Annotated in this window: 9 protein-coding genes; 4 read left to right on the forward strand and 5 right to left on the reverse strand. The window is 57.8% G+C overall.

Going from position 1 to position 11,904, the window contains the following annotated elements; all coding sequences use genetic code 11:
- Nucleotides 1-14: 14 nt before the first annotated feature.
- Both KJY40_RS05155 and KJY40_RS05160 read left to right on the forward strand, forming a co-directional pair.
- Nucleotides 15-2,234 (forward strand): alpha-xenorhabdolysin family binary toxin subunit A, encoded by a 2,220-nt coding sequence (locus KJY40_RS05155; protein ID WP_230735403.1) that lies wholly within the window; start codon nt 15-17, stop codon nt 2,232-2,234.
- Nucleotides 2,235-2,255: 21 nt separating this feature from the next.
- A complete protein-coding gene (locus KJY40_RS05160; RefSeq protein WP_230735405.1) occupies nt 2,256-3,158 on the forward strand; it encodes a hypothetical protein in 903 nt (300 codons plus the stop codon).
- Nucleotides 3,159-3,197: 39 nt separating this feature from the next.
- Here the strand turns inward: KJY40_RS05160 and KJY40_RS05165 are convergent, their stop codons facing one another.
- From KJY40_RS05165 to KJY40_RS05185, 5 genes are all read right to left on the reverse strand, one after another.
- On the reverse strand, nt 3,198-4,361 hold the full coding sequence (locus KJY40_RS05165) for a type III PLP-dependent enzyme (RefSeq protein ID WP_039769212.1): 1,164 nt from the start codon (nt 4,359-4,361) through the stop codon (nt 3,198-3,200).
- Between the two features lie 581 nt (nt 4,362-4,942).
- Nucleotides 4,943-6,097, reverse strand: a complete 1,155-nt coding sequence (locus tag KJY40_RS05170; protein WP_085685646.1) for an osmoprotectant ABC transporter ATP-binding protein OsmV — start codon at nt 6,095-6,097, stop codon at nt 4,943-4,945.
- On the reverse strand, nt 6,094-6,747 hold the full coding sequence (locus tag KJY40_RS05175; RefSeq protein ID WP_007953690.1) for an ABC transporter permease: 654 nt from the start codon (nt 6,745-6,747) through the stop codon (nt 6,094-6,096). Before KJY40_RS05175 ends, KJY40_RS05170 begins: the two co-directional genes overlap by 4 nt.
- 13 nt (nt 6,748-6,760) lie before the next feature.
- Nucleotides 6,761-7,654 carry a glycine betaine ABC transporter substrate-binding protein gene (locus KJY40_RS05180; protein ID WP_230735407.1) on the reverse strand — a complete coding sequence of 298 codons (894 nt, stop codon included), beginning with the start codon at nt 7,652-7,654 and terminating at the stop codon, nt 6,761-6,763.
- 21 nt (nt 7,655-7,675) lie between these two features.
- On the reverse strand, nt 7,676-8,365 hold the full coding sequence (locus KJY40_RS05185) for an ABC transporter permease (protein WP_172667905.1): 690 nt from the start codon (nt 8,363-8,365) through the stop codon (nt 7,676-7,678).
- Nucleotides 8,366-8,881: 516 nt separating this feature from the next.
- Here KJY40_RS05185 and KJY40_RS05190 point away from each other — a divergent pair.
- On the forward strand, nt 8,882-10,465 hold the full coding sequence (locus KJY40_RS05190) for a peptide chain release factor 3 (protein WP_085608055.1): 1,584 nt from the start codon (nt 8,882-8,884) through the stop codon (nt 10,463-10,465).
- Between the two features lie 127 nt (nt 10,466-10,592).
- Entirely contained in the window at nt 10,593-11,795 is a 1,203-nt protein-coding gene (locus tag KJY40_RS05195; RefSeq protein ID WP_230735409.1) for an MFS transporter, read from the forward strand.
- Nucleotides 11,796-11,904 lie beyond the last annotated feature (109 nt).

An 11,904-nucleotide genomic window follows, 5' to 3' on the forward strand; every position in this document is an offset into this window, starting at 1 on the left:
ACAAGGAGTCTCTTATGGAATTCAAGATGGACGACAAGATTGTCGAGGTCGCCGCAAAGGCGCCTCTGTTGTTTGTAAGTGCCTCGCTCGGCGAGGGTGAAGAATACAATCGGGAAACCGGTATTCAATTAACCAAAGAGCAGATTATCAGCCTGCGCAAGTATGAGGTGCTGGGGCTGTCGCTTCCCGTTCGGCTCGCTGACGTCGTTGCGTATCTGAACTACGGCGCCGGGGATGAAGGAGGCACCGGTCTCAAGGCAACAGACTTCCTGCGCACTTTCACCTGCACCTACGATCATGCGAAACGCTGGTCCCCGCTGCGTGAAAAAATCATGCTCACCGGTACTGATCTGAAGATTTTTGCCGGCAGCATAATTCGCACGGGTAAAGGCATCGTAGAAATCTACGAGGACCTGAAAGCCTCCAGGTATCTGGAGGAATACGATATCAATACGCCGCAAGAGTATCTGGAGCTGAAACGCACGATTCCGGGTCTTCCTGATCTGGGCTTGCCGTCCGGTGATGTTCCGGAAATCAAGGCCTATCTCAATGACATGCTGGCCAAAGTCATGCAGTGTCACACGAAGGCCGAGCATGTCAGATCAGAACTCGACAGTTTTGGCACAGACATGCGTGAGATCGTGCTGCCGGAAATCAAGCTGCGGCTGGAGTTTGTATCTCGCAATACCTATCAGACTGATATCCAGGCGCTACAGGGCGAAATCGATCAGCGCTCGAAAGAAATCGATGAACTGAACAAGCAATATGATCAGCTGGTTCGGGAAGCGATCGGGTCGGCAGCTACATTGAATATCGGGGGGTTGATCCTCGGCATCTATCAGGGCGTCAAGGCTGAAAAGATCCGCAAGGAGCGAAACCGGTTGAAGGCAGAGCAACAGGCCTCCAACCAGGTAATGGCCAGCAAAAACCAGACGCTGAGTTCCCTGAACAAAGTGCGCGATGATTTGCAAAACCTGAGTTATGTGGCGATTGAAGCTGAAGTCGCCACGCAAAACCTGATGCTGGTCTGGAATGCGCTGAGCACCTATATCAATGCCTCTGTCAAAGAAGTTGATCTGCTTCAGGAAGCAACTTCCCTGAGGAAGTTCAAGAACCAGATTCTCGGAATTATTGAACCGTGGGAGCAGATAAAGGTGAGTTCCGATCAGCTGTTGGGCGTCTTTGCTGCGGCAGATAAAGAGTATGGAAACAACTTTTCAGTCTTCAGGAGTAAAACAATCATGTTGTCGTCAAGTAATCATCCAGCCGTTTCGGGTTTTGATGTCGCTGCTTTACGTGCTCACGCTGCGGCCGTTCAAACAAGTAATGTCACAGCGCAAATGCTCGGTGAGCAGTTTAATTATCTGCCGGGTACTGTCCGCACAATGAATGGTCTGACGGTGGCTATCCAGAAAGCCACATTTGAACTTCGTAATCAGGCCCAGACGACAGGGATCAATCTGGAGCGTGCACAGAGCAAACTGAAGACGGCTCAGACCGAGTTGACCTACTACCCGGAAGACGCAGATGAAATTCGCGAGGAAATGGAAATTGCGCTCAAGAATGTGTCGATGAAAATCTCCGAGCATGCGGACGATTTCAAGATGACGCACAGCAGCTTGAGTGCCGCCTATGACCGATCGGCTTCGGCGCAATGGATCGTGACGTTGCTGCGGGATCGGGCATTCACGGAAGCATTGAAGGTCAAGTCGGAAGAGAAAATCGCCGATTTCGAAAAGCAAATGAAATCAGTGTCTGAAGCGCTCGATCTGATCGCGAAAGCCGGGGTGGAGAAGATTGGTCAGGAAGCCCAGTTGACGCTGGATAACTTGAAAGCCCTGGGGCTGGCGCCGCCGCAGGTCCAGATTGCATTGTTTGCGATTGATACCTTGAAAAAAATGATCGCGGGTATCGGCGAGGCTATTTCCTATCTGAACATGCTGGCGGGTTACAACCAGCTCAAGGAAAAAGCGGCTGATGTAAGGGCGCAGTTGAAGAAGCACATCAAGGATATTGAACAGATCGATGGAAAGATTCACCTGGTGCAAGTCCTCGACCAACTGGACGAAGAGCGTTGGAGTTACGTGAATGAGTATTCGAATCTGGTGGCTGTATTCGAGTCCTTCGCCCGAGACTTCCAACAGGACAAGTCGCAGCCTGCCGAGCAGCGGACGGCTGCCGCACTCACCCGGATTGCCGACGTCAGGCAGTATCTGAAAACGCTTCAGCAGTAAGGAGTCGAGGCGGTGGGCAACATGTCCACCGCTTCCCTGTCACTCATGAAAACACTTGCCTATGAGTTCTCCCCAGAGCAACGACGCGTGCTGGATCGATACACGAGTTTCCTCGGTTCTCTTCAGTCCACCTTCAACAACATTCCTTTGGTGTTTGAGCGCCGAAGGGCCAGCGGTCATCAACTGGCGGTACTGGCCAGTGATTCACGTTTGAACAACGCCAGCTTCAATGCACGCTACTTGCAGGAGTTCTGGCAGCGCACCGAAGAGGCTCGGCGGCTGTGCAGTACTTACGTCGCGGATCTTGCTGCGTTCACTGCCGAGACGCTGGAAATCACCCGGAACACCTCAAGGAACGAGCCTCTCAGTCAGGTGGATTTCAAGTTGTACAGCTTATCCAGGTCGCCGACCTGGAAGTTGTTTCCCCCCACCGATGTCTCGGACCTCGTTCACGAACTGGCGCTCCGTTTTTCCTCGCTGAGGGCAGCGATACGCCAACTGAGATACACCATGTCCGAGGTGCATGACGAGTCATTCGGTCTCAAAACGGTGTTTGGCAAGGCGATGGATCACCGCTCGTGCCAGTGCCATAGCCAGCCCGTAGTGGTTGAGGAGTTGTTTCGTGAAGCGCGCACGACGCCGGTTTGGGACGTGGCTTATTCGTCAGCGGATCCGCTCGTCAGAGCTGCAGAATACAAAGCTGATATTGCCGGGTTGTTTAACGGATCGGCTTCCGTGAGTTCGCACATCAGCGTGTTTCTCGAGGAAACGGGGTTGCGCATCGACATGCTGTTCTATGACTTATTGAGGGCAGAGCGTGCGTCGAAACTCGGCGAGTTGAATTTCCAGCTGGCCGCTACACAAGAGGGCGCCGATGAATTCATGACGATGCTCAATCATCTTGAGATCTGGTTGCGTAAATAAAAAAGGCCCATGCATGGGCCTTTTCAGTTGAAGCGTCGCTTACACGTAGAACGATTTCAGCGGCGGGAAGCCGTTGAACTCTACGGCGCTGTAACTGGTGGTGTATGCACCGGTCGACAGCCAGTACAGACGATCACCGATCGCCAGGTTCAGCGGCAGGCCGTATTTGTAGTTTTCGTACATGATGTCGGCGCTGTCGCAGGTCGGGCCGGCGATCACGACTTCTTCCATCTCGCCTTTCTTCTCGGTCCAGATCGGGAACTTGATCGCCTCGTCCATGGTTTCGATCAGGCCCGAGAACTTGCCCACATCGGTATAAACCCAACGCTCGACGGCGGTGCGGGATTTACGCGCAACCAGCACCACTTCGCTGACCAGGATGCCGGCGTTGGCGATCAGCGAACGGCCTGGTTCCAGAATGATTTCCGGCAGGTCATCACCGAAGTCTTCCTTCAGGAAGCGGATGATTTCTTCGGCGTAGGTTTCCAGGCTGTTGGTGCGGGTGATGTAGTTGGCCGGGAAGCCACCGCCCATGTTGATCAGCTTCAGGTGGATGCCGTCTTCTTCTTTCAGGCGTTCGAAGATCACTTTGACCTTGGCGATCGCGGCGTCCCAGACGCTGATGTCGCGCTGTTGCGAACCGACGTGGAACGAGATGCCGTACGGCACCAGGCCCAGGTCGCGAGCGAGGATCAGCAGGTCCATGGCCATGTCGGTCTGGCAGCCGAACTTGCGCGACAGTGGCCAGTCGGCCGTGGTCGAGCCTTCAGTCAGGATGCGCACATAGACTTTGGCGCCCGGTGCAGCCTTGGCGATGTTGCGCAGGTCGGCTTCCGAGTCGGTGGCGAACAGACGCACACCCTTCTCGTAGAAGTAGCGAATGTCCTTGGACTTCTTGATGGTGTTGCCGTAGCTGATCTGGTCCGGGCTGACGCCACGGCTCAGCACTTTGTCCAGCTCATAGATCGAGGCGATGTCGAAGCTCGAGCCTTTCTCTTTGAGCAGGTCGATGATCTCGACGGCCGGGTTGGCCTTGACCGCGTAGTAGACCTTGGCGAATTCGAAACCGGCGCGCAGGTCATCGTAGGCCTGGGCGATCATCGCGGTGTCGATCACCACGAAAGGGGTTTCCTGTTTGTCGGCGAACGCCTTCATTTTCTGAAAGGTTTCGCGCGCGAAATAGTCTTCGACCTGGATCGACATACTTGGGACTCCTAGTGGCAAACGTCGTTAATCAATGGGTGCAAATGAACGTCCTCCGTATCCCCACTTTGGTTCGCCTACTTCCCAAGGCATGTCGCCGAAAGCAAAAAGGCCATGGGTCGCTGCCCTTGGCCTTGCTGTCTCGTCGTCAGTACTTGAGCCGGATGGATCGTTTCCAGCATGGACGTTCGGCGCGAACTTTAGGGCGTGAGGGGTCTGAGATCAACTAAAAATGTCGCGTTTCTGCACGCTTCTGACGTGCGTCGCGGATATCACTCTTTGTAGCCGACCGAGATGACGGTCAGATGTTCCGCAATAATTTTCAGGTGTTAAAAATACCTGCACGTTCGAAGCTGATGCGCGCCAAGTCATGGATAAGTACGATCACTTCAACATCGGCGACGTTGGCGGCGAGAAGGGGAAATGAGGGGGAAGTTGCCGGTCAAGGCTGACATTCGCGGACGGGGTCAGCCTTCTTGCGTGTTGATATTTCTTGCCGGCTCATCGTCGGCAAAAAAATCACGGCTTTCAGGTTCCGGCGGTCGAAAAAAAGGGCTGTCGAGCAGCCCTTTTGCTTTTGATCAGGCCACCGCTTCCGCCGGCGACACAATATTGGTCTTCATTCCGCGCGAACGACCCGAACTCAGGTACGCCGCAATCGACTCCTGGGTAACCTCGCCGAGGAACACTCGCTCGGCATCCATCACCGGCAACCAGGCCCGATTGAACTCGTACATGCGCGACAACAGGATGCGCAAATGCTCGTCGTACGCCGCCGTGGCGTTGAACTCGCGGAGGAATTGCGCACAGGTACCGGTCTGACGATGCAGATCACGGCGGCGCACATAACCCAGTGCCTTGTTCTCGGCACAGGTGACGACCACGTAGCGACGGTCATGCTCGTCCATCAACTCCAGCGCATCGGCCACCGGGGTTTCCGGACTCACCGATGGTGCGTTGTCCGCCGCGTCTTCGGCTTTCACCAGCAGCAGGCGTTTGAGGGTGCTGTCCTGACCGACGAAGTTGCTGACAAAGTCGTCTGCCGGATGCGCCAGCAGGGTGTCCGGGTGGTCGATCTGCAACAGTTTGCCGGCGCGGAAGATCGCGATCTTGTCACCGAGCTTGATCGCTTCGTCGATGTCGTGGCTGACCATGATCACGGTCTTGTTCAGCGCGCGCTGCATCTCGAAGAACTCGTTCTGGATCATCTCGCGGTTGATCGGGTCGACTGCGCCGAACGGCTCGTCCATCAGCAACAGGGGGGCATCCGCCGCCAGTGCGCGGATCACGCCGATCCGTTGCTGCTGGCCGCCGGACAGTTCACGCGGGTAACGATGCAGGTATTGCTTGGGTTCAAGCTTGATCATGCTCATCAGTTCGCGGGCGCGGTCGTGGCATTTCTGTTTGTCCCAGCCGAGCAGTTTCGGCACGACGACGATGTTCTCTTCGATGGTCATGTTCGGGAACAGACCGATCTGCTGGATCACGTAGCCGATGTTGCGGCGCAGGGTCACTTCGTCGAGGTCGGTGGTGTCTTCGCCGTTGATCAGGATCTTGCCCGAGGTCGGCTTGATCAGGCGGTTGATCATTTTCAGCGTGGTGCTTTTGCCGCAACCCGATGGCCCGAGGAACACACAGATTTCGCCTTCATTGACGGTCAGGCTTACCGAGTCCACGGCTTTCACATCTTTGCCGTTGCTTTGGAAGGTCTTGCTGAGGTTTTGAAGTTCGATCATTTGAGGAGTCCTTTTGGAGTCAGCGAACGTTGCAGCCACTGCAAAATGAGGTCGGCGAAGATCGCCAGAAGACTGACCAGCAGCGCGCCGACGATGAGCATCGACATGTCGCTGCGGCTGATGGAGGCGAGGATCAGCACACCCAGGCCGCCGGCGCCGATGGTCGCGGCGATGGTCATCACGCCGATGTTCATCACCACGGCGGTGCGTACGCCGGCGAGGATCACCGGCACTGCGATCGGCAACTCGACCATGCGCAGGCGCTGGCCGAAGGTCATGCCGATGCCGCGCGCGGCTTCACGAATGCCCGGTTCGACACCGGTCAGGGCGAGGTAGGTGTTGCGCATGATCGGCAGCAGTGAATAAAGGAACACGGCGGTGATCGCCGGCATCGGGCCGAGGCCCTGGCCGAATTTCGAATAGAACGGCAGCAGCAGGCCGAACAGCGCAATCGACGGCACGGTCAGCAGCACCGTGGCGCTGGCCTGCAAGGGACCTGCGAGGCTCGGGAAGCGGGTCATCAGGATGCCCAGCGGCACGCCGATGAGAATCGCCAGGCTGACGGCGATGCCGACCAGGGTGATGTGCTGCCAGGTCAGGTGCATCACCTGCTGCCAGTCGAGGTGGGAAAAGGCGTTCAAAAATTCCATGACTTTTCCTCCTTTAGTTCAGTGGGTGCTGGCGCAGGAAATCGGCAGCGACTTTCGACGGACTCTCGTGATCGACGTCGACCCGCGCGTTGAGCTGGCGCATGGTTTCGTCGTCGAACAGTTCGGCCAGCGGTTTGAGTTGCTCCGCCAGTTTCGGGTGGGCATCGAGGTAGGCCTGACGTACCACCGGCGCGGCTGTGTAGTCCGGGAAATAATGCTTGTCGTCTTCCAGCAGCTTCAGCCCGAACGCGTTGAGGCGACCGTCGGTGGTGTAGACCAGACCGGCAAACACCTGACCGTTGCGCAGCGCGGTGTAGACCAGCCCCGCGTCCATCTGCCGGATGTTCTGGCGGGTCAGGTTCATGTCGTAGAGCTTGACCATGCCGTCCAGACCGTCGGAGCGGTTGGCGAACTCGGTGTCCAGCGCCACCAGGTGATTGGTCTTGGCTTCAGCCTTCAACACGTCGTTCAACTGGCTGATGTTGTGGATCTGCGGGTATTGCTCGGCTACTTTTTTCGGCAGGGCGAGGGCGTAGGTGTTGCTGAATTTTGACGGCGTGAGCCAGACCAGGCCTTTTTTCGCGTCGAGTTCTTTCACCCGGGCGTAGGACTGTTCGCTGTCGAGTTTTTCGGTGACATGGTTGTAGGCCACAAGCGACACGCCGGTGTATTCCCAGAGCATGTCCAGTTGCCCGCTTTCGTGAGCGCTGCGGGCCAGGTTGCTGCCCAGACCACCGGTGATCTGCGCGTCGTAGCCTTTGCTGCGCAGGTATTGGGCGGTGATTTCCGCGAGCAGGGTCTGCTCGGTGAACACCCGGGCTCCGAGGCGAATGAGCGGCTTTTCCGCCGCCTGGGCCAATCCTGCGAACAGCAGGGCGCAGCCTAAGATCAAGCTAAGTCGTTTCATGAATATTCCTTTGCCGAAGCCTTAAGACGGGCGCAAACCGCGTTCCAGCCAGAGACGGCTGGCGAGGGTGACCACGCCATCGAGCAGCAGGGCCAGCAGCGCGGTGCACGCGGCGCCGAGCAGCAGTTGCGGCTGATTGTTCAGGGCGATGCCGGGGAAAATCAGGCTGCCGAGGCTGTTGGCGCCGATCAGGAAGGCCAGCGGCGCGGTACCGACGTTGATCGCCAGCGCCACCCGCACGCCGCCGACGATGATCGGCACGGCGTTGGGCAACTCGACTTTCCACAGCACCTGGCGCGGCGTCATGCCGATCCCGACGGCGGCCTCTTTCAGCGAGCCCTGGACGTTTTTCAGGCCTTCGTAGGTGTTGCGCACAATCGGCAAAAGCGAGGCGAGGAACAAAGCGAAGATCGCCGGGCCGCTGCCGATGCCGAGAATCCCCAGGGCAATCGCCAGCACGGCCAGCGGAGGCACGGTGTTGCCGATGTTGAAGATTTGCATGAAGCGTTCGGCGCGGCCGACCATGGTCGGGCGGCTCAGGAAGATACCGGCGGGGATGCCCACAACCAGGGCGGCCAGCATTGAAGCGAGGACAAGAATCAGATGAGCTTGCAGGTAAAACAACAAATCGTCGCGGTAGTGTTCGATCGTGTTGATGCCGATCCAGTGGACCAGCAGGGCCAGGAGCGCGATCACCACCGCACCTCCCATCAGCCCTTTGCCATAGCGGATAGCCACAGGCGGACTCCTTTTTTTAGTCGGCGAACGCAGTCCCGTGTTCAGTGGCCGGGGTGGTCAATTTTGTTAGCCCAACTTCGGCGCCAGAAGTTCATATCCTGCGTTGCTGTTCCTCGCCATAGCGAGCTATGACTCGTCACAGCGCCTTGGCTATGAACTGCTGGCATCCAAATTTGAGCCAACAAAATTGACCACCCCGGCCACCTGCCAAGCCTTGGCTGCCGGGAGAGTCGTTCGCGAGAAGCAGCTTTTTTTCAGCCCGGCAAAAGCGGTCCGAAAGCGAGCCATGAGCGCAGCCTCGTCAGGCTAACTTGCTGATTTTTCAGCCCCTGACGAATTGTCGTAACAGGGGATGGACGTCTCCGTGCTTTAAAAGGTTCCCATCTGAGGCAGCATTTGGCCACCCTTAATGTGCTCAACGGTTCGGTTATTGAATCGAGTTGGGCTATAATCGCCGCCCTTTTTTGAATCACCGCCAGGCGATTTCCCATGACCAGACAGGCCGCCGAAGTCGCGAAACGCCGCACTTTCGCCATTATTTCCCACCCCGATGCCGGTAAAACGACCATCACCGAAAAGCTCTTGCTGATGGGCAAGGCGATTGCCGTGGCCGGTACGGTGAAATCCCGTAAATCCGACCGCCACGCGACATCCGACTGGATGGAGATGGAAAAGCAGCGGGGCATCTCGATCACCACGTCGGTCATGCAGTTCCCGTATCGCGAACACATGATCAACCTGCTCGACACCCCGGGCCACGAAGACTTCTCCGAAGACACCTACCGCACCCTGACGGCGGTGGACTCGGCATTGATGGTTCTCGACGGCGGTAAAGGTGTCGAGCCACGTACCATCGCGCTGATGGACGTCTGCCGTCTGCGTGATACGCCGATCGTCAGCTTCATCAACAAACTCGACCGTGACATCCGCGACCCGATCGAACTGCTCGACGAAATCGAAGCCGTTCTGAAGATCAAGGCTGCGCCGATCACCTGGCCGATCGGTTGCTACCGTGACTTCAAGGGCGTGTACCACCTGGCCGACGACTACATCATTGTCTACACCGCCGGTCACGGTCACGAACGCACCGAAACCAAGATCATCGAGAAGCTCGATTCCGACGAAGCCCGCGCGCATCTGGGCGACGAGTACGATCGTTTCCTCGAGCAGCTGGAACTGGTGCAGGGCGCCTGCCACGAGTTCAACCAGCAGGAGTTCATCGACGGTCAACTGACCCCGGTGTTCTTCGGTACCGCACTGGGCAACTTCGGTGTCGACCACGTACTCGACGCCGTGGTTGACTGGGCCCCGCGTCCGCTGCCACGTGTGGCCAACGAGCGCACCGTGGAGCCGGTGGAAGAGAAGTTCTCGGGCTTCATCTTCAAGATCCAGGCGAACATGGACCCGAAACACCGCGACCGCATCGCCTTCATGCGTATCTGCTCCGGCAAGTACGAGAAAGGCATGAAGATGCGCCACGTGCGTACCGGCAAGGACGTGCGCATCGGCGACGCCCTGACGTTCTTCTCCTCCGAGCGTGAACAGCTGGAAGAGGCGTACGCCGGCGACATCATCGGTCTGCACAACCACGGCACGATCCAGATCGGCGACACCTTCAGCGAAGGCGAAACCCTGGGCTTCACCGGTATCCCGCACTTCGCCCCGGAACTGTTCCGCCGCGTACGCCTGCGCGATCCGCTGAAATCCAAGCAACTACGCCAGGGCCTGCAACAACTGGCCGAAGAAGGCGCGACCCAGGTGTTCTTCCCGGAACGCAGCAACGACATCATCCTCGGCGCCGTCGGTGTGCTGCAGTTCGATGTGGTCGCCAGCCGCCTGAAAGAGGAATACAAGGTCGAGTGCTCCTACGAGCCGATCACCGTGTACTCCGCGCGCTGGATCGAATGCAGCGACAAGAAGAAGCTCGAGGAATTCTCCAACAAGGCGGTGGAAAACCTGGCACTGGACGGCGGCGGTCACCTGACCTACCTCGCACCGACCCGCGTCAACCTGGCCCTGATGGAAGAGCGCTGGCCGGACGTGAAATTCCGTGCGACCCGTGAGCATCACTAAGCGCTGATTGGCGACACCCGAAAGCCCACTGATAAAACAGTGGGCTTTTTTTTGCGTGTTGATCAAGTATGCGAACTCATTCAAGTCGGGCGCAGTGCGTTTGGTCGATCAACAAGGGAGCAATCGAATGACAGGGAGGCTCGCTCATCTGCTTCGGCCCAATGGCTATTTCAGCCTGATGGCCTGGGTGCTGGCGGCGCTGCTGTTCATCAATCGCCTGAGCAGCATGGTCAAGCTGTTCATGGCGTTGTACTTGCGCCAAGAGCTGGGGCTGGCGATCGAAACCGTCGGCTGGCTGCTGTCGGCATATGGCGGTGGTCTGCTGATCGGCTCGATGTTCGGCGGGTGGCTCAGTGACCATGTCCGCACGGCGCGACTGACGGCGGCGCTGTTCTTTGTCTCTGCGTGGGTTCTGGTGTTGCTGGGGCTGGTCACGCAAGTGCCGTTACTGGCCGGGCTGCTGTTGCTCAGCGGTACGCTCGATGGGGCGATCCGTACCCTGCATCAGCGTCTGATCATGGAGTATTGCGAGGTTGCGCAGCGCCCACGGGCGCAAGCGTTGAGTCGCATTGCCCGGAACCTCGGGATGGCCGCTGCCGGTGTGGCGGGCGGTGTTCTGGCACAAGTGGATTTTCGCTGGGTGTTTTTCATCAGCGCCGGGCTCACGCTGCTGGCGCTGCTCTGGTTCGTCCGCACAACCTGGCGCCGGCCGGTGCTGATCGCTGACGAGGCGCCACAGGTGCAGTCGGGTTCGGGCCTGCCCTATCGCGACAAACCATTCCTCTGGCTGCTGGCGGCGACCGTCCTTCTTGGCATGGCGTTCGACACGGTCTACAGCACTTTGGGCAACTACCTTCGCGACTATTACCGCTTGAGTACCGAGGCCATCGGCTGGCAGTTCGCGATCAATGCGATTCTGGTGGTGGCGCTGCAGATTCCCATGTCGCACTGGGGGGAACGCTGGGGCGCGCGTCGGCCGTTGATCGCCGGTTGTGTACTGCTGGCGGTCGGGCTCGGCATGTTGCCGCTGGGTTCCGGGTTGTTTTATGCCTGCCTTTCGACCGTCATCTGGACGCTGGGGGAGGCGTTGTTCATGCCACCCTTGAACGTGCTGGTGATGCAGCATGCGCAAACCGGAAAAAGCGGTCGCTACTTCGGACTGTTCTTCATGGCCTGGAGTGCGAGTTCGCTCTTGTCGCCGGTGCTGGGTGGGCAGCTCTATGGGCAGTTCGGCGGCCACAGTGTCTGGCTGGCGAGTGCCGTGCTGGCCTTGCTGTCAGTGCCGCTGATTTATCAGGCAACCCGGATTCGGACTTCAAAAAAGCTTTAGCTGATCCGGTTATGGGGGTTATTCGAAAGCGGTCTGTCCACCCATGGCATTTCCGGGCAGTGGTTAGCGTCCTATCTGGTGAACCCGGCGGATCGGAACTAGATTTCAA

Origin of the sequence: Pseudomonas fitomaticsae, assembly GCF_021018765.1 — a bacterium.
Classification (GTDB): domain Bacteria; phylum Pseudomonadota; class Gammaproteobacteria; order Pseudomonadales; family Pseudomonadaceae; genus Aquipseudomonas; species Aquipseudomonas fitomaticsae.